Source organism: Hymenobacter guriensis (assembly GCF_015773195.1).
In the GTDB taxonomy this organism is placed as follows: domain Bacteria; phylum Bacteroidota; class Bacteroidia; order Cytophagales; family Hymenobacteraceae; genus Hymenobacter; species Hymenobacter guriensis.
In genome coordinates, this window is the sequence record NZ_JADWYK010000009.1 from 148,610 (window position 1) to 170,027 (window position 21,418).

The 21,418-nt window shown below is 61.1% G+C and carries 18 protein-coding genes; 10 read left to right on the plus strand and 8 right to left on the minus strand.

Translation table 11 applies throughout. The features are described 5' to 3' along the window. Nucleotides 1–43 precede the first annotated feature (43 nt). On the minus strand, nucleotides 44–2,458 hold the full coding sequence (locus I5L79_RS15310) for a thiamine pyrophosphate-dependent enzyme (protein ID WP_196955937.1): 2,415 nt from the start codon (nucleotides 2,456–2,458) through the stop codon (nucleotides 44–46). 206 nt (nucleotides 2,459–2,664) lie between these two features. Here I5L79_RS15310 and I5L79_RS15315 point away from each other — a divergent pair, with 206 nt between their 5' ends. The 4 genes from I5L79_RS15315 to I5L79_RS15330 all read left to right on the plus strand — a co-directional run bounded on the left by I5L79_RS15315 (nucleotide 2,665) and on the right by I5L79_RS15330 (nucleotide 7,544). After that, nucleotides 2,665–3,441: a DUF1573 domain-containing protein gene (locus tag I5L79_RS15315; protein WP_196955938.1), complete on the plus strand. Its 777-nt coding sequence runs from the start codon at nucleotides 2,665–2,667 to the stop codon at nucleotides 3,439–3,441. A gap of 303 nt (nucleotides 3,442–3,744) precedes the next feature. After that, a complete protein-coding gene (ald, locus tag I5L79_RS15320) occupies nucleotides 3,745–4,872 on the plus strand; it encodes an alanine dehydrogenase (protein ID WP_196955939.1) in 1,128 nt (375 codons plus the stop codon). 152 nt (nucleotides 4,873–5,024) lie between these two features. Beyond that, entirely contained in the window at nucleotides 5,025–5,624 is a 600-nt protein-coding gene (locus tag I5L79_RS15325) for an SMI1/KNR4 family protein (protein ID WP_196955940.1), read from the plus strand. Between the two features lie 15 nt (nucleotides 5,625–5,639). Continuing rightward, nucleotides 5,640–7,544 carry an LTA synthase family protein gene (locus I5L79_RS15330; protein ID WP_196955941.1) on the plus strand — a complete coding sequence of 635 codons (1,905 nt, stop codon included), beginning with the start codon at nucleotides 5,640–5,642 and terminating at the stop codon, nucleotides 7,542–7,544. A gap of 5 nt (nucleotides 7,545–7,549) precedes the next feature. Here I5L79_RS15330 and I5L79_RS15335 read toward each other — a convergent pair whose 3' ends face one another. The 3 genes from I5L79_RS15335 to I5L79_RS15345 all read right to left on the minus strand — a co-directional run bounded on the left by I5L79_RS15335 (nucleotide 7,550) and on the right by I5L79_RS15345 (nucleotide 10,350). Further along, nucleotides 7,550–7,948 (minus strand): response regulator, encoded by a 399-nt coding sequence (locus I5L79_RS15335; protein ID WP_196955942.1) that lies wholly within the window; start codon nucleotides 7,946–7,948, stop codon nucleotides 7,550–7,552. Between the two features lie 7 nt (nucleotides 7,949–7,955). Then, complete coding sequence (locus I5L79_RS15340) at nucleotides 7,956–9,812, minus strand: PAS domain S-box protein (protein ID WP_196955943.1); 1,857 nt, start codon at nucleotides 9,810–9,812, stop codon at nucleotides 7,956–7,958. 82 nt (nucleotides 9,813–9,894) lie between these two features. Beyond that, nucleotides 9,895–10,350 (minus strand): type I restriction enzyme HsdR N-terminal domain-containing protein, encoded by a 456-nt coding sequence (locus I5L79_RS15345; protein WP_196955980.1) that lies wholly within the window; start codon nucleotides 10,348–10,350, stop codon nucleotides 9,895–9,897. Between the two features lie 200 nt (nucleotides 10,351–10,550). Between I5L79_RS15345 and I5L79_RS15350 the strand changes: the two genes are divergently transcribed. The 3 genes from I5L79_RS15350 (at nucleotide 10,551) to I5L79_RS15360 (ending at nucleotide 13,526) form a co-directional block, all read left to right on the plus strand. Next, nucleotides 10,551–11,324 carry an AMP nucleosidase gene (locus I5L79_RS15350; RefSeq protein ID WP_196955944.1) on the plus strand — a complete coding sequence of 258 codons (774 nt, stop codon included), beginning with the start codon at nucleotides 10,551–10,553 and terminating at the stop codon, nucleotides 11,322–11,324. A gap of 83 nt (nucleotides 11,325–11,407) precedes the next feature. Next, nucleotides 11,408–11,833 (plus strand): hypothetical protein, encoded by a 426-nt coding sequence (locus I5L79_RS15355; RefSeq protein ID WP_196955945.1) that lies wholly within the window; start codon nucleotides 11,408–11,410, stop codon nucleotides 11,831–11,833. Nucleotides 11,834–11,867: 34 nt separating this feature from the next. After that, the gene (locus I5L79_RS15360) at nucleotides 11,868–13,526 is read left to right on the plus strand and encodes an amidohydrolase (RefSeq protein WP_196955946.1); all 1,659 of its coding nucleotides are present in this window, start codon (nucleotides 11,868–11,870) and stop codon (nucleotides 13,524–13,526) included. A gap of 266 nt (nucleotides 13,527–13,792) precedes the next feature. Here I5L79_RS15360 and I5L79_RS15365 read toward each other — a convergent pair whose 3' ends face one another. From I5L79_RS15365 to I5L79_RS15380, 4 genes are all read right to left on the minus strand, one after another. Next, on the minus strand, nucleotides 13,793–14,302 hold the full coding sequence (locus I5L79_RS15365; RefSeq protein WP_196955947.1) for a DinB family protein: 510 nt from the start codon (nucleotides 14,300–14,302) through the stop codon (nucleotides 13,793–13,795). 94 nt (nucleotides 14,303–14,396) lie between these two features. Beyond that, nucleotides 14,397–15,827 (minus strand): MFS transporter, encoded by a 1,431-nt coding sequence (locus I5L79_RS15370; RefSeq protein ID WP_196955948.1) that lies wholly within the window; start codon nucleotides 15,825–15,827, stop codon nucleotides 14,397–14,399. A gap of 195 nt (nucleotides 15,828–16,022) precedes the next feature. Beyond that, the gene (locus I5L79_RS15375) at nucleotides 16,023–16,613 is read right to left on the minus strand and encodes a nucleotidyltransferase family protein (protein WP_196955949.1); all 591 of its coding nucleotides are present in this window, start codon (nucleotides 16,611–16,613) and stop codon (nucleotides 16,023–16,025) included. A gap of 91 nt (nucleotides 16,614–16,704) precedes the next feature. After that, nucleotides 16,705–17,895, minus strand: coding sequence for an XdhC family protein (locus tag I5L79_RS15380; protein ID WP_196955950.1), 1,191 nt, complete (start codon nucleotides 17,893–17,895; stop codon nucleotides 16,705–16,707). A gap of 69 nt (nucleotides 17,896–17,964) precedes the next feature. Between I5L79_RS15380 and I5L79_RS15385 the strand changes: the two genes are divergently transcribed. The 3 genes from I5L79_RS15385 (at nucleotide 17,965) to I5L79_RS15395 (ending at nucleotide 21,229) form a co-directional block, all read left to right on the plus strand. Next, on the plus strand, nucleotides 17,965–18,171 hold the full coding sequence (locus tag I5L79_RS15385; RefSeq protein WP_196955951.1) for a hypothetical protein: 207 nt from the start codon (nucleotides 17,965–17,967) through the stop codon (nucleotides 18,169–18,171). Nucleotides 18,172–18,244: 73 nt separating this feature from the next. After that, the gene (locus tag I5L79_RS15390) at nucleotides 18,245–19,759 is read left to right on the plus strand and encodes a S8 family peptidase (protein WP_196955952.1); all 1,515 of its coding nucleotides are present in this window, start codon (nucleotides 18,245–18,247) and stop codon (nucleotides 19,757–19,759) included. A gap of 405 nt (nucleotides 19,760–20,164) precedes the next feature. Beyond that, nucleotides 20,165–21,229 (plus strand): S8/S53 family peptidase, encoded by a 1,065-nt coding sequence (locus I5L79_RS15395; protein ID WP_196955953.1) that lies wholly within the window; start codon nucleotides 20,165–20,167, stop codon nucleotides 21,227–21,229. Nucleotides 21,230–21,418 lie beyond the last annotated feature (189 nt).

Below are 21,418 nucleotides of genomic sequence, written 5' to 3' on the forward strand. Positions count from 1 at the left end.
CCGCAACTACGAGAGTTGCGGCCCTTTTTGATGCGGAATCAACTTAATAGATAGCCGGAAAGCGCTTGGCGTCGGCTTCCTGCATGAGCTCATATACGGCATCGAACACATCCTCCACGTTGGGTTTGGAGAAGTAGTCGCCGTCGGAGCCGTAGGGTGGGCGATGCGCCTGAGCGGCTAAGCAGCGCGGCTGGGCATCCAGGAAGCGGTACGCCTGTTGCTCATCTAGCACCTGCTGGAGCATGTAGGCCGTGGCCCCGCCGGGCACGTCCTCATCGGCGAAAAGAACCCGGCTGGTTTTGCGCAGGCTGTCGGCAATGGTATGGTCTACATCAAAGGGCAGCAGCGTTTGCACGTCGATGACTTCGACGGAAATGCCCACGTCGGCCAACTGCTTGGCGGCGTCCTGCACAATGCGGCACATGGAGCCGTAGGTTACAATGGTCACGTCTTCGCCTTCGCGCAGGATTTCGGGCTGGCCCAGGGGCAGGGTAAACTCGCCCACGTTCTGCGGCATGCGCTCCTTGAGGCGGTAACCGTTCAGGCACTCAATTACAATAGCCGGCTCGTCGGAGCGCAGGAGCGTATTGTAGAAACCGGCAGCCTGGGTCATGTTGCGCGGCACGCACAAATGCATGCCCCTGATAGCGCCCAGAATCATCTGAATAGGTGAGCCACTGTGCCAGATACCCTCCAAGCGGTGGCCGCGGGTGCGGACGATAAGCGGTGCTTTCTGCCCGCCTTTGGTGCGGTACTGAAGGCAGGCCACGTCGTCGCTCAGAATCTGGATGGCATAGAGCAGGTAATCGAGGTACTGAATTTCGGTGATGGGCCGCAGGCCGCGCAGGGCCGCGCCGATGCCCTGCCCCACAATGGTGCATTCCCGGATGCCGGTATCCGTCACGCGCAGTTCGCCAAACTTTTCCTGCAATCCGGCAAAAGCCTGGTTCACGTCGCCGATGCGGCCCACGTCCTCGCCGATGGCAAAAATGCGCGGGTCCCGGCGGAAGTTGGCTTCAAAGCAAGCCTGTAGCACTTCGCGCCCGTCTACCTGCGGAGCATTGGCGGCAAACTCCACTGGCACTTCGTCGATGTTCAGCACGGCTTCTTCGCTCTGGCTGAACAGGTAGGAGTTGTAGCGTTCCGCGTTTTCGGCCTGGGCCTGCTCCAGCCAGCTCTGCAGCTCGCGGCGGGCCCAGCTGCGCTGCCCGCGCACCTGACGCAGAGCGCGGCGCACAGTACGCACAATGTCGGCCCGAATGGGCGTAGTGTTCTGCTGCAGCTGCTCCACCAGCTCGTGCAGGGTGTTTTCGGTACCGGTTTCGGCCACCAGCTTGTTGAGGAGCACTACGGCTTCGTCGCGCTCCTGCCGGATCGGGCTGAAAAAGCCGTTCCACGCGGCCGTGCGAGCCAGACGCACGGTTTCCTTGGCCTCGGTTTCGAGCTGGTCGAGCTCTTCTTCCGAGGCGTAGCCTTCGGTTAGCAGCCACTGCCGCATTTTGCGCAGGCAGTCGTGCTCTTCTTCCCAGCTCAGGCGGTCTTTCGACTTATACCGCTCGTGGGAGCCGCTGGTGCTGTGGCCTTGGGGTTGGGTTACCTCCGTCACGTGCACAAGGACCGGCACGTGCTGGGTGCGGCACACCTCAGCGGCGCGCTGGTAGGTATCCACCAGCGCCGGGTAGTCCCAGCCTTTTACCACAAAGATTTCGAAGCCCTGCTGGCCTTCGCCTTCGCGCTGAAAACCTTTCAGAATTTCGGAAATGCTTTGCTTGGTGGTCTGGTACTCGGCGGGCACAGAAATGCCGTAATGGTCGTCCCACACGCTGACGAGCATGGGAATCTGCAGCACTCCGGCGGCATTGATGGCCTCGAAAAACATGCCCTCCGAGGTGCTGGCGTTGCCGATGGTGCCAAAGGCTACCTCGTCGCCATTCACGGAGAACTGGCTGTACTGGTGCAGCTCGGGGTTTTGGCGGTAAAGCTTGGAAGCGTAGGCCAGCCCTACGAGGCGCGGCATCTGGGCCCCGGTGGGCGAAATATCGGCCGAGGAGTTCTTGCTTTCCGCCAGGTTCTTGAAGTGCCCGTCCTCATCCAGCAAGCGGGAGCCGAAGTGCCCGTTCATGGCGCGGCCGGCGGTGGAGGGCTCCGCTTCCACGTCGGGGTGGGCGTAGAGCTGGGCAAAGTACTGCTGCAGCGTCAGTTCCCCGATGGCGAACATGAACGTCTGGTCGCGGTAGTAGCCGGAGCGCCAGTCGCCGGGGCGGAAGGCGCGGGCCATAGCCAGCTGGGGCAACTCCTTGCCGTCGCCGAAGATGCCGAACTTGGCTTTGCCCATAAATACTTCCTTGCGGCCCGCAAGCGAGGCCTGGCGACTTTCCCAGCCCAGCCGGTAGTCGCGGAGCAGGTCTTCTTTGGTCAGCACGGCGGTGTTGAGTTCGACAGTTTCAGGGGTAGGCATGGGTAGGGAGCGGGCAGGAAGGGTAAACAGCAAGGCAAGCCGGGCAGGCAGGTGGGCGCCCGGCATTTCGAGGCAAAAGTACGGATTTGGCCTCAGCCTGCCACAGGGCAGGTCCCCGGCGCGTCTGTACGCACAAGGCTGGATTTTGGCTATCTTTGGGCAGGGGCCGGCCCGACTGGTGCGGCCGGCCTTTTTCCTGCCGAGTTATGCTGAAATCTACTTACCTGCTGGTGCTGGCGTTGCTGCTGGCCGTGGGAGCCCGCGCCCAGGGCGTGCTTTCCTTCGACAAAGACCTCCACGACTTTGGCAACGTGCCCGAGGGCACCATGGCCACCTACGAATTTCGGTTCAAAAACACAGGCAATCAGCCCATTGTGGTAGCGCACGTGCAGGCCAGCTGCGGCTGCACCACGCCCGACTGGACCAAAACGCCCGTGCTGCCCGGCAAGTCGGGGGTGATAAAAGCGGTGTACAGCAGCGCCGGCCGGCCCGGGGTGTTCAACAAAACCATTACCGTAACCAGCAACGCCGCCGAGGCCAGCAAGGTGCTCACCATCAAGGGCACGGTGCTCACGCGCGACGAACTAAAAAAGAACCTGACGCCGGCCCAGCTGGCCCAGTCGCCACGTTTGGTACTGGACCGTCCTGTGCATGATTTTGGCAAAATGGAAGCCGGCCAGCAGCCCACCGCCCGCTTCACGGTGCGCAACACCGGCAAGTCGGACCTGGTGCTGGGCGCGCTGTCGTCGGGGTGCTACTGCGTGGGGCTCAAGAGTGTACCCGCACCTATCAAGCCCGACCAGAGCGCGGTGATAGAGCTGATTTATTCCCAGCGCAAGCTGGGTGCCATGACGGATGAAGTCGTGCTAAGTTCCAACGACCTGAACGGCGATGCCCGCCTCACGCTGAAAGCCAACGTGGTAAAAAGCCTGCAAGCCGCCAACATGCTGAAAGAAGGTGACGCGGCCGTACCATTTAAGTAGATGACTTGTGGATGAGGTAATACGTGACAGATAACACGGGTCATTGCGAGCAGAGCGAAGCAATCCGTCCCTTTCAGCATCAGCCCCATCTTTTTACCAGAAAGCCCTTACTCGTTGCGCACGGGTAAGGGCTTTTTACATTGCAGGGCTTGTCACGTTGTACAGGACGGATTGCTTCGCTCCGCTCGCAATGACCCGTGCTACCTGTCACGTGTTACTTGTCACGTGTCAACCCATCATCCCCTATCTTTGCTGTGCTCTACGGGGCGCATTTCTCCACCCACTTTCTCTTACCTTTCTGCGATGATCATCGGCGTACCGAAGGAAATCAAAAACAATGAAAACCGCGTGGGCCTTACCCCGGCGGGCGTAGCGGAATTCCGCAAGCATGGCCACGAGGTATTCGTGCAGGCTACGGCCGGCGAAGGCAGCGGCTTTTCCGACGCCGAGTATCAGCAGGCCGGCGCCACTATTCTGCCCGGCATTGCCGACGTGTACGGCAAGGCCGAAATGATTGTGAAGGTAAAGGAGCCCATTGCCGAAGAGTACCCGCTCATCAAGGAAAACCAGCTGCTGTTCACGTATTTTCACTTTGCCTCGGGCGAAGAGTTGACCCACGCCATGATTGAGCGCAAAGCCGTGTGCCTGGCTTACGAAACCGTGGAGCTGCCCACCCGCGCTCTGCCGCTGCTCATTCCGATGAGCGAAGTGGCCGGCCGCATGGCTCCGCAGGAAGGTGCCAAGTATTTAGAGAAACCCCTGAAAGGCCGCGGCATTCTGCTGGGCGGCGTGCCCGGCGTGAAGCCCGCCCACGTGCTGGTGCTGGGCGGTGGTATCGTAGGCACGCAAGCCGCCAAAGTGGCTGCTGGCCTGGGGGCGCAGGTAACCATCATGGACGTGAACCTGAACCGCCTGCGGGAGCTGGACGACTTCATGCCCAAGAACGTGGTGACGCAGTACTCCAATGAGTACAACATCCGCGAAGCCATCAAAACCACCGACCTCGTGGTAGGCGCCGTGCTAATTCCGGGTGCCAAGGCTCCGCACCTTATCACCCGCGACATGCTCAAAACCATGCGCCCCGGCACTGTGCTGGTGGACGTGGCCGTGGACCAAGGCGGCTGCATCGAAACCTGCAAGCCTACTACCCACGAAAACCCGACCTTTATCATCGACGATATCGTGCACTACTGCGTGGCCAACATGCCCGGCGCGGTGCCCTATACCTCTACTCTGGCGCTGACCAACGCCACGCTGCCCTATGCCGTGAAGCTGGCCAACCTGGGCTGGCAGGAAGCCTGCCGCCGCGACGAGGCCCTGCGCCTCGGCCTGAACGTGGTGCACGGTAAAGTGGTATACAAAGGCGTAGCCGAAGCCTGGGGTCTGCCCCTGGAGTCGGTTGAGTCGGTGATGGAAGAAGCAGCGGTTTAATCCTGCAGCATAAATTCTGACTGCTGAATTGATTGAGCGTTCTGGCGGCCCTTGCGCCGCTGGGACGCTCAATTTTACTTCAACCAGCTACCCGCTGCCCCAGCCGGGCACGCTGGTTGTTCATTCCTCGTTCTTGATTCCTGATTCCTTACATGAAGGGTATTCTCTACACCGGCGGCGAGCTGACGGATCTGGTAAGCTTTGCGCAACTTCCCACCTACCTGCAAGCGTTTTTGCGCGAGCAGAACGGCGTGGTAGCCTACTTCGGGGGGCTGCATGTGCGTGGGTGCGTGGTAGCGCCGGCCTGGCACACGCTGGCCGAAGCGTGGCAGGGCGAAAATGCCTTCTGGCGCACCTACGACACCGTAATGGAAACCGACGTGCCCTTTGCCCAGGACTGCGTAGGCAACCAGTTTCTGCTGCGCGGGGATGCTGTGCTGTTCCTAGACACCGAAACCGGCGAGCTGGCCGATCTGGAAGTCGACTTCAAGCACTTTCTGTTTGGGGCTGAGAAGTTTCCGCTAGAGGCCCTGGGCCTGGAGCCGCTGCGTGACTTTCAGCGGGCCGGAGGCGTGCTGGCGCCCGGGCAGCTGCTGAGCGTGAGCCCGCCGGTGTGTATCCGCACGGCCACCGAAAAAACGCAGCTGATGGCCAGGCCCGCGGCCGAGCGGCTGGCGTGGCTGACGGCATTCTACCGCCAGATCAAGGACCTGCCCGACGGCCAGCAAATCCGCTTCCGGCCCACTGAATAAGCTTTGCCTTTGCTGATGCCCTCGGAATTTCTGCGCCTGCTGCTACGCCGCTTTGCCCTGCTGCTGGGGGTGTATGCCCTGCTGCGCCTGGGGTTTTACGCCGTCAACTACGCGGTTTTTCAGGAGGCTTCCGGGGCGCAGACGCTGCTGGCCTTCTGGCACGGCTTCCGGTTCGACGTGTCGGCCCTGCTCCTGCTGAACCTGCCGTGGGTGGTGCTGAGTCTGGTACCCAGCCGGGCCCGGCGCTGGCAGCTGCTTCTGCGTGCGCTCTACCTGCTGCTGAACGCGCTGGGGCTTGTGCTCAACCTCGCCGACTGGGAGTATTTCGGCTTCATCGGGCGGCGCACCACCAATGAGCTAACTACCATTGGGGCCGATGTACAGCGGCAGGCAGGCCAGCTGATCGGCAACTATTGGTATTTGTTTGTGCCGTTTGGGCTGTTGCTGGCCGCGCTGTGGTTTTTCTACCCCCTGCCTCAGCCTCAACCGGAGGCCCGGACCATGCCTGACCGCAAAGCCCGGCGGCGCTGGCTACTGGAGGCGGCATTGGTAGGTGGACTGGCAGTGCTGGGCATCCGGGGCGGGTTTCAGCTGAAACCCCTGCGCACCGGGGCCGCCTTCGTGCAGCAGCCTGCCGTGCTGGGCCACCTGGCTTTGAACAGCACCTTCACCTTCCTCAAAAGCCTGGGCTACGATACTATCGAGCCAAAAACCTACTTCAGCTCTGATACGGCGCTGCACCAGGCGCTGGCAGCGCATCCGGCCCCGCCCGTACCGCGCCCGGCCCGGCGCGACAACGTGGTGGTGCTGTTACTGGAAAGCTTTGCCTCGGAGTACACCGGCGCCGAAAACGGCGGGCGCGGCTACACCCCTTTCTTCGATTCGCTGGCCACGCACGGCGGCTTGCTGTTCCGGGAGCATTACGCCAACGGGCGCCGCTCCATTGAGGCGCTGCCGGCCGTGCTGACGGGGCTGCCCTCGTTGCTGGAAGGGCCGTTCATCACCTCCAACTTCCAAACCGACGAGCTGCACGGGTTGGGCGAAATCCTGGGGCGGCAGGGCTACACGACCTCCGTGTTTCACGGGGCCGAAAACGGGTCGATGGGCTTCAACACCTTTGCGGGCGTAGCGGGCATGCAGCGCTACTACGGCCTGAATGAATACCCCGGTGGCCGCACCAGCCCCGACTACGACGGGCACTGGGGCATTTTCGACGAGCCGTACCTGCAGTATTTCAGCCGCCAGCTTAGCCAGCAGCCTGAGCCATTTTTCAGCACGCTGTTCACCCTCTCGGCTCACGAGCCGTTTACGGTACCCGCCCAATACGCCGGCCGCTTTCCCAAGGGCACCCTGCCCATTCATCGGGCCGTGGCCTACTCCGATTTTGCCTTGCGGCAGTTTTTCCGGACCGCTGCCCGGCAGCCCTGGTACCGGAATACGCTGTTCATATTGCTGGCCGACCATACCTCCCAAACTAACCGGCCAGGATACCGCAACGTGCTGGGTTCTTACAAAACCCCGCTGCTGCTGTTCCGGCCCGGCGCGCCGCTACCGGCTGCCAATCTGCACCGCATCACCCAGCAGGCCGATGTGCCGGCCACGGTGCTGGACTTGCTGGGCGTAGCGGCCCCGCGCCAGCTGTTGCCCTTCGGCTACTCGGCATTCGACAGCACTACCACGGGCCGCGCCATCTTCCTGAGCGGTGGCTCCTATTACCTCGTGCATACCGATTACGTGACCGAGCTGACCGCCGACGACCAGGTGCGTCTCTACCCCTACCGTACGCACCAGCTGCCGGCCCGCCCCCTTCCCGCGCCCGACCCCAGGAAGCTGCGCCAGTACGGGAATGAGCTGAAAGCCTGCGTGCAGTTTTATGTGAATGGGCTGGTCCAGAACCGGCTGTACCCGAAGCCTGATTAAGGACGCTACTGAGCTCGTTCCTCCTCCAACTGCGAGCGGATGGCCCGGATTTCTTCTACGTCGATAGGCTTGTGAATGAGGCCGGCAACCAGGCTGTAGGTTTTGGCTTTTTCCATGTCGGTGAGAGCCAACGACGAGGTAAGAATGTAGATGCGACAGCGACCGTGCAGCCGGGTTTCGTAGGGGGCCAGCGCCTCCATAAACTGCCAGCCATTCATTACCGGCATGTTCAGGTCGAGGAATATAATTTGGGGAATTTTCTCATTGAGCTGCGTTAACAGGGCCTGTAGCGCCTCTTCAGCCGCCTGAAACGTGCGGATATCATCCGAGAAGCCTTCCAGGCGCAACAGGGTTTCCGTCAGGTAATTGCCCAGATCATCGTCGTCGATAAGGAAGGTTTTCATGGGTGACTTAGCTGAAATGCAATATAAAGCGGGTTCCCACATTTACCTGACTTTCTACCGCAACCGTTCCGCCCATGGATTCCACGTGTGATTTGACCAGAAATAACCCGATTCCGCGCCCTGGCCCGACGGCGTGAAAACGCTTGTAAAGCTGAAACACTTCCTGGCCCGCTTTCACCGTATCGAAGCCGGAGCCATTGTCGGAAATGGTGATGGTCGTGCCGGTTTCCGGACTGGCGTTGCCCTCTACTTCTACCACCAGCGGGCGGCCCTCGGCGCGGTACTTGATGGCGTTGGCAAACAGGTTGTAGAAGATACTGTGGAAGTAGGCGCGGTTGCCGCTCACGCGCAGGTCTTCGGGGATGTGGCACACTATTGTGCCCGCACACTCGTGCAGCGGTTCCTCCAGGCTTTGCGCTACCCGCTGGCACACGCCGGCCAGGTGCACCAGCTCCAGGCGCGGCACTTCCTGCTGGTCACGAATCGACAGCACCGTATTCACCTCCATCAGCACGGCATCGAGCTGGCGGATGCTGGCGTGCAGGTTTTTCAGGGATGTGTCGAACACTTCCGTGTCTTTGGACGTGCGCTGCAGCAGATCGGCGAAGCCCAGGGCATTGGCCAGCGGCCCGCGCAGGTTGTGCGACACGATGTAGGCAAACTGCTGCAGATCGGCGTTCTGCTTGAATACTTCCCGCGACATCTGCAGCTGGCGCTCCTCAGCCTCCTTGCGCTCCGATATGTCCTGCATGGCCCCGATCATGCGCAGGGGCCGGCCAGCGGCATCGCGCAGCACGTAGCCCCGGTCGAAAATGGTCGCCCAGGAGCCATCGGCGCGCCGGAAGCGGTATTCGCTCTGCCAGTAGCGCACGTCCGCCGACTCCACGGCCTGCAGCAGGCTGTTCACCGTCCGGGCCGCGTCTTCGGGGTGAATGAACTCGGCCCATAAGTCCAGGTTCGATACGTTCTCCTCCAGCACGTGACCAAACAAAGCCTCAAAGCTCTGGCCCCAATACAGCGTGTTGCCGGGGATATTCCAGTCGTAGATGGCGTCGTTGGTGGCCCGGAACACGTACTCGTACCGCTCATTGCTGATCTGCAGCGCCTCGGCTATTTGTTTCTGGGCAGTGAGGTCGTGGACGATGCCTACCAGCTGGGTGCACGTGCCATCTTCGTTTACGACCGGCGTCAGGGTCACCTCGCCCGTTATTCGGCCCGACGGGAAGTCGGAGGTTTCCTGCCAGGTCTGGCGCTGCCGGGTGGCAACGGCCTCGGCGTAGCGAGCCAGCTCCATGGTGCGCAGCGGCTCCGGAATAACGTCTTGGGCAAGGCGGCCGATCAGCTGCGCCAGCGGAATGCCGGTGGTGACGGCGAAGGCATTGTTGGCAAAGGAAAACCGGTAGCGGCCTTCTCCCTCTACATCCAGCACAAATACTACGTCCGTCATGGTGTTGAAGATGACCGACAGCTGCTGCTCCCGCTGGCGCAGGTGCTTTTCGGCCCGCTCGGCGGCGGCCAGGTCTTTCATAATGCCATGCACGCCCCGCACTTCCTGGCCTTCTACCAGCGGAAATACCGTGCACAGCAACGACCGAATGCCCTGTTCCTTCGTTCGGACGCTTACATCGTGGGTAAGAATTTCGCCCCGCAGGGCCTGCTGAAAGCACTGCCGTGCCCGTACGGTTTCGGAGGGCAGCAGGTACTGAAACAGGCTGGTGCCCACGAACTGCGCCGGCGTATAGCCCAGCAGCTCGGCAAAGCGCGCGTTGGCCCGTATCAACTCCCCGGCCGTGTTCAACGTGAACACGGCATCGGGGTGCTGATCAAAAAAGGCGTTGGTGGGAACGGAATCAGATACGGACATAGCACGAACGGCCTCAGGCAGCACCGGCTCAGAGGAGGCACAACAGCCGTAAAGTACCTTTTTATGGATTTATTGCAACATTTTATTGCATCAGGTTGGTGTACTCCGGTATTTCGGCCAGTTGCGTGTTCGTGCGCTGTTCAAAGTCGACCCGCCAGCAGAAGTGCTGCAACCCGTTGGTAAGCAGCAGCAACGGCGCCCCGATGGTCTGGTTGTAGGTGGCGGCCTGATGGGCTACCGCCGCCGTGATGGGCACCGTGGGCGCCTTACACTCAACCAGTAGCAGGGGTTTGCCGGCAGCATCCAGCGCCACCAGGTCGGTGCGCTTCTGGCGCTGGTTGTAGCGGTGTCCACGCTCCAGGCTGAGCAGGCCCTTGGGGTAGCCCCGATGCCCGATGAGGTAGTGCACCACGTGCTGGCGCACCCACTCCTCGGGCGTGAGCACCACGTGGCGGCGGCGCAGCACGTCCCAGATTAGCAAGTTTTCGCCGGATTGGGTAAGTTTGTATTCGAAAGGCGGCAGGTTCAAGGCTTGCATCACCTCCAAAGGTACGGCCCCGGGCATTCTCCCGCTTTTCGCGCTGTACCGTCGTACCCCTTTCCCTGGGTTCCGACGGTTTTTTTATTTGAGGACTTGGCAGCGTGGATGCGGTTCAACAAGGCAATAAGCCATTGTTTGCAGGAACGTCATTCAACTCCTCAAGTCCCCACAGACCAAGTCCCCTTAAATCAATCCATATGAAAACCAAAGCTGACATTGTTGAGAACTGGCTGCCGCGCTATACCGGCGTACCGCTAAAGGAGTTTGGGCAGTATATTCTGCTTACCAACTTCATCAACTACGTGCACATGTTTGCCGAGCAGTTTGGGGTCGAAGTGCGCGGCCTCGACAAGCCCATGCAAACGGCTACGGCCAACGGCATCACCATTATCAACTTTGGCATGGGCTCCCCGATGGCCGCCACCGTTATGGACCTGATTTCGGCCGTGAAGCCCAAGGCGGCGCTGTTTCTGGGCAAGTGCGGCGGCCTGAAAAACAAAACCAAGCTTGGCGACCTGATTCTGCCCATTGCCGCCATCCGCGGCGAGGGTACTTCCGACGACTACCTGCCCGCCGAAATTCCGGCTCTGCCCTCCTTCCGCCTGCAGCGCGCCGTCTCGTCCATGATCAAGAAGCACGAGAAGGATTACTGGACCGGCACGGTGTACACCACCAACCGCCGCGTGTGGGAGCACGACGAAAATTTCAAGGAATACCTGCGCCAGATCCGGGCTATGGCCGTGGATATGGAAACGGCTACCATCTTCACTGTAGGCTTCGTAAATGAAATTCCACACGGCGCCCTGCTGCTGGTGAGCGACAACCCCATGACGCCCGAAGGCGTGAAAACGGCCGAGAGCGACAAGAAAGTAACGGCCGACTATGTGACCACGCACCTGCAGATCGGCATCGACTCGCTGCTGGAGCTGAAGAATTCCGGCGAATCGGTGAAGCACATGCGGTTCGAGTAACCGAAAAAACGCTACTTGCGGGGCGCTGGTTCTTTCGGGAGCTGGCGCCCCGTTGCGTTATTGCCCCGCCGCTACCCCGCGCTATGCCCCTCATTGCCTCGCTGCCTTACCTTACCATCACGTATCAGGGCCGGCGGCGCGTGCTCCTGGGGCAGTGGCAGCGGTCCGTGATGCCCTTTGAGCTGCACCACGGCTACGCGCAGCTGCTGGAAGCCGCCGTAGCGCACCAGTGCCGGTTCTGGCTGATTGATACCACCCGCTGGCAGGCCCCGGCTGATGCTACCACGGTGCTGTGGATGCTGGAAAGCTTTCTACCCCGGCTGCACCCCCAGCTCGGCGGCACCGTGTACCTGGCGTTTCTGATGGCCCCGCACCAGCTGGCCGGGGTGCTCACCAACCATGCCATTCCGCCCCTGGCTGCTCTCAATGGCACGCCCTACCAGCTGCAGCGCTTCACCGAGGAAGCCGCCGCCCTGCACTGGCTGCGCACCTGCCGCGCCGCCCGGTAACGACGCATCGGGGCCGGCTGCGTACTTTAGCGGCATGCTATTTCTTCTGTTCCGCCGCCTGCTTATGGTGGCCGCCCTGGCCGCTTTCGTAAGCGCCTGCCAGTCGGGCAACCGCCTGCCTGCCGATGTGCTCGTGTTCAATGCCACCGTGTACACCGTCGACTCGGCGTTCAGCCAGGCGCAGGCGTTTGCGGTGAAGGACGGCAAGTTCCTGGCTGTAGGCACCGCCGAGGAGCTGCGCGCCAAATACCAGGCCGCGCAGGAAGTCGATGCCCAGGGCCAGTTCGTCTACCCCGGTTTCTACGATGCCCATTGCCACTTCTACCGCTACGCCCTGGGCTTGCGCGACGCTGACCTGGTAGGCACGGAGTCGTGGGGAGCCGTGGTGCAGCGCCTGCAGGAGCAGCGGCGGCAGTATCCGCAGGCCGCGTGGCTGACCGGGCGCGGCTGGGACCAGAACGACTGGCCCGGCAAGCAGTTTCCCTCCAAAGACACCCTGGACGCTCTGTTCCCGGACGTGCCGGTGTTTATCATCCGGGTGGATGGGCACGCGGCCCTCGTCAACCAGAAAGCCCTGGATCTGGCGAGTATTACGGCCCGTACGCCGATCAGCGGGGGAGTAATCACGAAAGATGCAACCGGCCAGCTCACCGGTTTGCTCGTGGATAATGCGGTGGATCTGGTATCGGCGAAGATTCCCGAGCCCACGGCCGCCGAAGCCGCTACCCTGCTGCTTGAAGCCCAGCAGCGCTGCCTGGCCGTAGGCCTCACCAGCCTCGCCGACGCGGGCCTCGACAAGCCCAACATCGACCAACTGGCCGCCCTGCAGCAGCAGGGCAAGCTCAAGCTGCGCCTCTACGCCATGCTCAACCCCACCAAGGCCAACAGGGACTTCTACTTCCGGAATGGCCCCGTGTTTCAGGACCGGCTGACGGTAGCTTCCTTTAAAGTATACGCCGACGGTGCCCTCGGCTCCCGCGGCGCCTGCTTAGTAGAACCGTATGCCGACCGGCCCAAGGAAACGGGTTTTCTGATTTCCACGGAAAAGGAATACCGCGCCCTGGCTAAGGAAATTGCGGCCAGCAAGTTCCAGATGAACACCCACGCCATCGGCGACTCGGCCAACCGCATCATCCTCAGCATTTACGGAGAAGCGCTGAAAGGACAGAAAGACCGGCGCTGGCGCATCGAGCATGCACAGGTCATCACCCCGGCCGATATGTCGAAGTTCGGGCAGTTCGGCATTGTGCCCTCGGTGCAGCCTACGCACGCCACCTCCGATATGTACTGGGCTGGGGAAAGGCTGGGCACGCAGCGGCTGAAAACGGCCTATGCCTACGAGGAGCTGCGCAAGCAATATGGCCAGGTGGCCCTGGGCTCCGACTTCCCGGTGGAAGACATCAACCCGCTGTTCGGCTTTCACTCGGCCGTAGCCCGGCAGGATGCCAAAAACTACCCCGCCGCCGGCTTCCAGCCCGAAAACGCCCTGAGCCGCCCCAATGCCCTGCGCGGAATGACGACCTGGGCCGCCCACGCCGCCTTCGAGGAAAGGCAGAAAGGCAGCATCCGCCCCGGTATGGCCGCCGACTTTGTAGTGCTGGACACGGACCTGCTGAAAGCGCCTAAGGAGGAGTTGCGCACCGCCAAAGTACAGCAGACGTGGATTGCCGGCGAGAAAGTGTTCGGAAGATAATGTGCTAATGTGGTTGAATGTGCTGATGCCGCGTGTCATCGCGAGCAACGCGAAGCAATCCGTCCTGTATAGAACCCAACAAGTTCTCTTACCAGAAAGCCCTTTCCCGCACACGCCGGAAAGGGCTTTTCACTTGATGAAGTCTTAGTGCACTTCAGAGGACGGGGTGACGCCGCTTGTTGCGCGGAATGTCGTGCCTCCTCGCAATGACAGCTAGAGTATTAGCACATTACCCACATTCAACCTCATTAGCACACTAACCAGCGTTATTTCTCGTCGGCAGAGGGGCCGTAGAAGCCGGGCACGGGGATGTCGAGCAGACGCAGGTACACGGTGAGCTGGCCGCGGTGGTGGATGCTGTGGTTGAGGCCCATGAGGCGGATAGCCGCGCCCTTCGACTGCTCGAAAATGGTCTGCTCGCCGCGGTGCAGGCGGAAGTTGTGGGTCAGGCTTTCGTCGGTGGTGGCTTGCAGCTGCTCCCGTAGCAGGGCGCTGTACTCGTCGAAGCGGGCCAGCAACTCCTCCTTGCTCGTGGGCGTGGGGCCGGGCTTGGGGGCGTTGGGGTCGAGGAAGTCGCGGGAGTCGTGCGTGACGAACAGGCTCTTGAACGCTAGCAGGTTGACCACGTGCGTGGCCAGCTGCCACAAACTCATGCTCTTGGGGTGCGGGCGAAACTCAGCATGCTCGTAAGGTACCCGTTCCAGAATAGTGCGGGTGCCGGCCAGCTCGTGGTTTAGCTCCGCCAGGATGTTTTGCTGAAAGGAAGAAGTGTGCATTGCGCGATGGGTAAAAGAAAGAAATGGGCTTTAAAAACGACGAGCACCGGGCTTTCCCGATGCTCGTGCAAATAGCGAAAGTCGCCGGACTTGTTTAGGTGGTGGGCAGCGCCACGTTGGGCGTAGCAGGCGGCGGGCCAATGGCCTCGGCGCCGGTCGTGGGCTCGTCGCGCAGCTTCTTGCCGCGCAGGGTGAGCAGGAACACCAGCCCCAATACGAAGAACACGATGAGCGACAAAATGCTGTTGCGCATGGAGCCCGTTACCTGGGCAATGACGCCGAACACGGCCGTGCCTATTACGATGCTGAGCTTTTCCGTCACGTCGAAAAAGCTGAAGAAGGCCGCCGTATTGGGCGTGTTTTCAGGAATAATCTTGGAGTACGTGCTGCGCGAGAGGCTTTGAATGGCCCCCATGGTGAGGCCGATAACAGAAGCCAATGCATAGAAGCTCCAGCCGGCCTGCACGTAGTACCCCGCCACGCAAATCAGCATCCAGATAAATACCGACCAGCTTAGGGCGCGGGTATTGCCGATGCGCTCCGAGAGCTTCGAGAACAGATACGCCCCCAGGATACCCACCAGCTGTAGCAGCAGAATGGTCAGAATCAGGGCCGAGCTTTCGAGCTTCAGTTCTTCGTCACCGAAGATGGTGGCCACGTACATCACGGTTTGTACGCCCATGTTGTAGGTGAAGTAGGCCAGCAGGAAGCGCTTGAGGTTGGGTAGGTGCTTGAGTTGGTCCCATACCTTGCCCAGCTCGCGGAAGCCGTTGAGCAGCCAACCGCCCTCGGCAGTAGCGCCGGCGGGGCGGCCGGGGTCGGCAGGCAGGGCAAAAAAGGCAATCTGCGCAAAGCCAGCCCACCACACGCCCGTGAGCAGGAAGGCCAGCCGGGTAGCAAAGCTTTCTTTGAGGCCTACCGCGTCGTGGCCCATAATCAGCCCCAGGCAGATAACCAGCAGCAGTACCGAGCCGATGTAGCCCATGGAGAAGCCCCGCGCCGACAGCGAATCGTACTGTTCCTCCGAGGAAATCAGCGGCAGGTAGGAGTTGTAGAACACGATGGACCCCGAAAACCCGATGGTGGCCAGCACAAACACAAAGGTGCTGAGTGTGAGGGTTTCGGGGGTGAAGAAGAACAGCGCGGCGCAGGAAAAGGCCCCGAGGTAGCAGAAGATCTGCATGAACAGCTTCTTGCGCCCCGAGAAATCGGCCAGGGATGTAAGGAATGGGCTGATGATGGCAATGAACAGGAAGGCCGCCGAAATGGCGTACGTCAGCAAAGAGGAGCCCGGCACCTGGAAGCCCAGGAACTCCACCGGGCTTTTGCCGCTGTCGGTCTTGGTGATTTCCTTCACCATCGCGCCCCAGTAGATGGGGAAGATGGAGCTAGTAATAACGAGCGGGTACACCGAGTTGGCCCAGTCGTAGAACGTCCAGCCGCGGGTGATGCGCTTGTCGTCTTTGGGAATGTCACTGAAAGAAGCATCGGGCGCGGTGGCCGGAGCAGTAGAGGCTGTGGTCATGTAGACGAAGGTTGGCGCTGAGGGGCCGGGCAAGATAACGGGAATTCGGTGGGGGCGTTGTCGGGCTTACTGTCAGGGCCGGGGCTGGTGTATTTATCCACACATAGTTCAGCCGCCGAGGCAGCATTAAGCGCCGGTATGTATGGGTTAATATTGTCCAAAGGCAGTCCTTCTATTATCCCCTCCGTCCGGCTCCTACTCCCCTGCCAGCAGGGTGGCGTACTGCTCCTCCGTATCCACATCAATAGCGCCTTCGGGAAAGGGCACGCCTACTACCAGCTCGGGGTGCTCGCGCATGAGCTGCCCGGCCCCGGCCTGGTCCGAAAGCCGGCGCAGGTGCCAGTGGCAGGCATTGGCAAAGTAAGCCGGCACGCCCCGCACCCGGCCATACTCGGCGGCGGCTACGGCACGGTCGGTGCGGGCGTGGGCCTCCACCAGTTCCCAGAGCAGGCCCGGCGTCACGTGGGGCTGGTCGCAGAGCATCACCGTGAAGCCGGATAGCCGCGGCTGCAGCCGCTGGAGGGCCAGCACCCCAAACTTAAGCGACGCCCCCATACCGGCCGCCCAGGTGGGGCAGCGTACGGCCTGCACGGGCAGGCCCGCCAGCTCCGGCAGCAGCTCCTCATGCAGTGCTCCCGTCACCACCACTACCAGGTCGCCGGCCGCGGCAGCCACGGCCGTTTCGGCGGCCCGGCGCAGCAAGGTTTTGCCCTGGTACGGCAACAGCTGCTTGGGCCTGCCCAGGCGCGAGGAGGCGCCGGCAGCGAGAAGAACAATGGGTGGCATACAAGCGGGCGGAGAAAGGGAAAAGCAGCTGGCCTCCACAGCGCGTTCAACCCAAAGGCCATTTGCACCGGAGGAAAGCAAGATACACTTTTCAGAGACGGCACCCGGCCTCTACCCGGCCCTCGGGCACCAGCGGCGCAGCGGCCCGCAGCGGCGGATGGATGGGGTGCGGAGAGTCGCGCAGAAACCCGGCCGGATGACCCGTAAGCACTGCCTGAATTTCGGCCACAATGGACAGGGCAATTTCCTCGGGCGTTTCGCCCCCCAGGTTCAGGCCAATGGGGCTGTGAATGCGGCCCTGCAGCAGCCCGGCCGCGTTGGGCACCTCCTTGTGCAGGTCTTCCAGCAGCCGCTCATACTTCTTGCGCGGCCCCAGCAGCCCAATGTAGCGGGCCGAAGCGGCAGGCAACAGGTGGCGCAGCACGGCCAGATCGTAGTAGTAGTTGTGCGTCATGAGCAGGGCAAAGCTGCCGTCGTGCGGCTCCTCTCCTACCTGAGCCAGGGGCAGCACCCGCACCGCAGCAGCCTCCGGGAAGCGGGCGGCCTGGGCCAGGGCCGGGCGACCATCCACCACCTGCACCTGCCAGCCCAGCCCGGCCGCCAGCCGCACCAGGGGCTGCACGTCGTTGCCGGCGCCATACACTGTGAGACGTACCGGGGGCCGCAGAATCTCCAGGCTCACGCGCACCGGGCCGGCCTCCGTAGTATACTGATGCGTGGCGGGCTGCCCGGCGGCCAGGGCGGCGCGGGCGTCGGCCAGCAGCTGCGGGTACAGGCTGGCCTGCGGCGGCAAGGTGCCCTGCGTGGTGCCGTCGGGCCGCAGCAGTAGGCGCTGGCCCACGGCTACATCGGCGCCCGAGCCGGCGGTGCTGAACACGGTAGCCACCACAACCGACTCTTTCAGTTCCGCCGACCAGCGGCGCAACAGCGCCACGGGGTTGTCGGGGTCCTGAAAGCCGAGCGGCTCCAGCAGAATCTGCACAATGCCCTGGCAGCCCAGCGCGGCCCCAAACTGCAGGTCGTCGTCGGGGTCTGTCGAATCATACGTAACCACCGTGGGGCGGCCCTGCTGAATCACGCGCCGGGCGCGCTGGCGGGCGTCACCCTCCAGGCAGCCCCCGCTGATGGCGCCCGTCAGCTGGCCTTCGTCGGTGACGAGCATGCGGGCACCGGGGCGGCGGTAGGCCGAGCCGGCCACATCCACCACCGAGGCCAGCGCGCAGGCACGCCCTGCCGCGCGGTGCGTATCGTAGGCCAGGAGCAAGCGTTGAAGTTCGTTCATAATTATGGCGTACCCGGGCACAATGGCCTTCCGGCTAAATGTCAGCAGAATGGGGCTCTGCCGGGTTGAATGACGGTTTTGGAGGGCAGCAAAACCCGGATGCCCACGGATGCCAAGGCCCTGCTACCACCCAGGGAGTACGAGGACAAGCAGCGGGTAGTTGAACTAATACCATTCCAATGGTGCTTTTCCGGCAACTACCAGCCAACTACCAACTTTACTACTTTATCCAGCTTGTCTTATATTATGTGTAAGATTTCCGCCTTTATCGACTAGTATTCTGCAATTATTTCATCTTTCCGGGACATTCCTCTCACAGATTACTTTTCCACCCACCCCACTTCACTTTATGCACCCATCCTTTTTTACCCCCCGTTCTCTTTCTGTGCTGGGCCTGAGCCTGGGCTTGCTGGCCAGCTGCAGCAAGGAAGACATCCAGTTGAAAGATGCGGCCCCGCAGTCGGCGGCCCTGAGCAGTGCCGCTGCTGCCGCCGACGCCGGCTCCGTGGTGCGCCGTGGCAACCAGTACATCATCATCTCCAGTACTGACGCCCTGCCTGCCGACCTGGCTGCCCAGACGCAGGCGGCCAACGGTACCCTCACCGATCAGCTGCCCGGCACCGGTCTGGCCCTGGCTACTTCCACCGACCCCAACTTTGCCGCCAAAGCCGGCCGCATCAGCGGGGTGCGCTCCGTCATCCACGATTTCAGCTTTCAGGGCTTCAACCCCGCTTCCGACCGTAATCTGGAAGCCGTAGCTGAAGCTGAAAACACCAACCCCGCCAGCGCCGGCGACAACGAGCGGTACTTTCCCTTGCAGTGGGGCCACACCGCCATTCAGGCTCCCGAAGCCTGGAACGCCGGGGCCCGCGGGGCCGGCGCCCTGGTAGCTGTGCTCGACGGTGGCTTCGACCTCACCCACCCCGACCTGCAGCCTAACATCGTGGGCAGCCGCTCCTTTGTGCCCGGCGAGCCAGCTCAGTTCGGCCTTACTTCCTTTAGCCACGGCTCGCACACGGCGGGCACCATTGCCGCCGCCGACAACAGCCTCGGCGTTATCGGAGTAGCTCCCGACGCCAAGCTGCTGCTGGTGAAAGTGCTGCGCGACGCCGGCAGCGGGTCGTTTTCCTGGATGATTCAGGGCATTTACTACGCCGTGGAACAAAAGGCTGATGTGATTAACATGAGCTTGGGCGCCGCCATTCCTCGCAACAGCAAATTCCGCGACGACAACGGCACGCCCGACGATACCACGGACGACAAGTGGGTAAACGAAACCAAGGAAATTCAGGAGCTGCTGGTCGCTATTAGCAAGGCTACTACCTACGCCACTCAGCATGGCGCCACCGTTATTGCCTCTTCCGGCAATGACGCCAATAATGGCCAGCGCGACCAGGATTTAGTACACATCCCATCGGGTGCTACCAACGTTATTTCTATTTCTGCTACTGCGCCTACCGGCTGGGCCATGAATCCCTTCGGCACCAACCTCGACGGCGTAGCTTCCTACACCAACTATGGCATCTCGGATGTGACCTTCGCTGCGCCCGGCGGTGACGCCGCTTACCCTGGCTCGGATATCAGCACGGTGGCTGGTGTTCGGCAGTACACCTATGCTTTTGACATGGTGTTCAGCTGCACTAGCCTGGGCCGCTATACGTGGTCGGCGGGCACCAGCATGGCAGGCCCCCACGCGGCTGGCGTGGCCGCGCTTATCGTAGGAAAAAATGGCGGGCAGATGGATCCGGCTCAGGTTCGCGCTACGCTGCGGGCCTCCGCCGACGACCTCGGCAAACCTGGTCGTGACCCGTACTACGGCTATGGCCGTGTAAATGCCTTCCGCGCTGTCACGCAGGCGCAATAAGCAGTCATTTACCAAGCAAACGGCCCGCTTCCAACCCTGGAAGCGGGCCGTTTGTATGTTATCTGCCAGCCGATAAGGCGGTATTAGCCGGCATCAGGCCTGCTCGCCTTTCGTTTGCCGGGTTTCGCTTGATGATAGTATGCTCCGGATAAACCTGGAATTAGTACCCAACAAGCGCAGTCTGGGATGTAATAGCATTTTGCAGCACTATCTGCTTATTGCCGTAATCGATTGCACAGCTAGCAGGCGCCGGTAAAATGGAAAGAGCAGGATATTCATTTTCAGCAAATTATCCGTTTATAAGCAGCCTACTATATAATGTACATAATTTTATCTTTTATTGGACTTTACTTTTTTATTGAAATATTTTAGTATTATTTAGTATTGAACTTAACCCCCACCGCTATGCCTACCGTTGCTTTCTGCTTTCGCAATTTTTCGATACTGGGCTTTGGACTGATGCTGTTGGGCGGCTGCTCATCCGAAGACTCCTTAACTAATGCGACGACGCAAAGTCGCTCCGTCACCCAGGTCGCGCAGGCCCCAAGCCTGGAACCCGTTACCCGATTGCAGCATCAGTATCTGCTGCTTTCCAGCACCGACAAGCTTCCTGCTGACTTGCTTGAACAGGCTTGGCTGGCTAATGGCACTATCACCGGCACTCTACCAGAAGTCGGATTGGCGCTTGCTACGTCCGATGACCCGGAGTTTCAGGCCAAAGCCAGCCGTATGCCAGGAATCAAGTCTGTCATTCATGACTTCAGCTACCAGGCCCCTAAACCACAGGCTACGCGAACCGGGGCGGCCTACACGGCAGTACAGCCCTCTGCCGATGCTCATAGCCTGATGCCCTGGGCGCAGGCCACCAAAAACACGAACTCCGCTGCCGAGCAGACTTCCGTAACTAAGGGCCAGGGCACACTGGTAGCGGTATTGGGCCGGGGCAACCGCCTCATGCCCGCCTTCAAAAACCGTGTTGTAGGTTCTGCCTCATTTGTACCGGGTGAAGAAGCACAGGTCGCCCCCGTACGGCAGGTTGCTTCTACCTCGCCCGAGGCGCGGGTGCTGATGGTGAAAGTGCTGGGCGACGAAGGAACCGGCTCGTTGGGCTGGATGCTGCAGGGCCTGTACTTTGCTACCACCCAACGCGCCAACATCGTGAGCCTGGACCTGGCTACGGCCGTTCCCAGCCACAGCAAGTACCGCGACGACCACGGCACGCCCAACGACTCCTCGGATGACACCTGGGTAAATGATCCGCAGGAAATTCAGACGCTGCTGGTGGCCATCAGTAAGGTAATGAACTACGCCAGCCAGCGTGGCGTAGCCGTTACGGCTCCGGCCAGGCATATGACAGCCAACGGCAACAAGCGCCTGGTGCATATTCCCGCCGATCTGCCCAATGTGGTGGCCATTACTCCACAAACAGATCTGGCCATGCTAAACGCCTCAGCTCCTCAACGGCAGTAGTTTTTCTCTAATTAAGCACCAAGCAAAACGCCTTTCCATAACCGGAAAGGCGTTTTGCTTACGTACTCAGCGGGTCGCATACTTTCACCAGTCTTAAAGCGTTAAATATACTTCACACTCAATATTCATCGGGCTGGTTAAGGTATTGGTCGCCAGAAAAGCTGAGTTGAGCTATAGAATGTGGCTGCT

Excerpts from the sequence above, each read along its gene's own strand:
- I5L79_RS15370 (WP_196955948.1), bottom strand. The coding sequence starts at position 15,827 with ATGACCACAGCCTCTACTGCTCCGGCCACCGCGCCCGATGCTTCTTTC.
- I5L79_RS15385 (WP_196955951.1), top strand. The coding sequence starts at position 17,965 with ATGACGGTTTTGGAGGGCAGCAAAACCCGGATGCCCACGGATGCCAAG.
- I5L79_RS15355 (WP_196955945.1), top strand. The coding sequence starts at position 11,408 with ATGCCCCTCATTGCCTCGCTGCCTTACCTTACCATCACGTATCAGGGC.
- I5L79_RS15360 (WP_196955946.1), top strand. The coding sequence starts at position 11,868 with ATGCTATTTCTTCTGTTCCGCCGCCTGCTTATGGTGGCCGCCCTGGCC.
- I5L79_RS15390 (WP_196955952.1), top strand. The coding sequence starts at position 18,245 with ATGCACCCATCCTTTTTTACCCCCCGTTCTCTTTCTGTGCTGGGCCTG.
- I5L79_RS15315 (WP_196955938.1), top strand. The coding sequence starts at position 2,665 with ATGCTGAAATCTACTTACCTGCTGGTGCTGGCGTTGCTGCTGGCCGTG.
- I5L79_RS15375 (WP_196955949.1), bottom strand. The coding sequence starts at position 16,613 with ATGCCACCCATTGTTCTTCTCGCTGCCGGCGCCTCCTCGCGCCTGGGC.
- I5L79_RS15310 (WP_196955937.1), bottom strand. The coding sequence starts at position 2,458 with ATGCCTACCCCTGAAACTGTCGAACTCAACACCGCCGTGCTGACCAAA.
- ald (WP_196955939.1), top strand. The coding sequence starts at position 3,745 with ATGATCATCGGCGTACCGAAGGAAATCAAAAACAATGAAAACCGCGTG.
- I5L79_RS15325 (WP_196955940.1), top strand. The coding sequence starts at position 5,025 with ATGAAGGGTATTCTCTACACCGGCGGCGAGCTGACGGATCTGGTAAGC.
- I5L79_RS15380 (WP_196955950.1), bottom strand. The coding sequence starts at position 17,895 with ATGAACGAACTTCAACGCTTGCTCCTGGCCTACGATACGCACCGCGCG.
- I5L79_RS15350 (WP_196955944.1), top strand. The coding sequence starts at position 10,551 with ATGAAAACCAAAGCTGACATTGTTGAGAACTGGCTGCCGCGCTATACC.
- I5L79_RS15365 (WP_196955947.1), bottom strand. The coding sequence starts at position 14,302 with ATGCACACTTCTTCCTTTCAGCAAAACATCCTGGCGGAGCTAAACCAC.
- I5L79_RS15330 (WP_196955941.1), top strand. The coding sequence starts at position 5,640 with ATGCCCTCGGAATTTCTGCGCCTGCTGCTACGCCGCTTTGCCCTGCTG.
- I5L79_RS15340 (WP_196955943.1), bottom strand. The coding sequence starts at position 9,812 with ATGTCCGTATCTGATTCCGTTCCCACCAACGCCTTTTTTGATCAGCAC.
- I5L79_RS15345 (WP_196955980.1), bottom strand. The coding sequence starts at position 10,350 with ATGCAAGCCTTGAACCTGCCGCCTTTCGAATACAAACTTACCCAATCC.
- I5L79_RS15395 (WP_196955953.1), top strand. The coding sequence starts at position 20,165 with ATGCCTACCGTTGCTTTCTGCTTTCGCAATTTTTCGATACTGGGCTTT.
- I5L79_RS15335 (WP_196955942.1), bottom strand. The coding sequence starts at position 7,948 with ATGAAAACCTTCCTTATCGACGACGATGATCTGGGCAATTACCTGACG.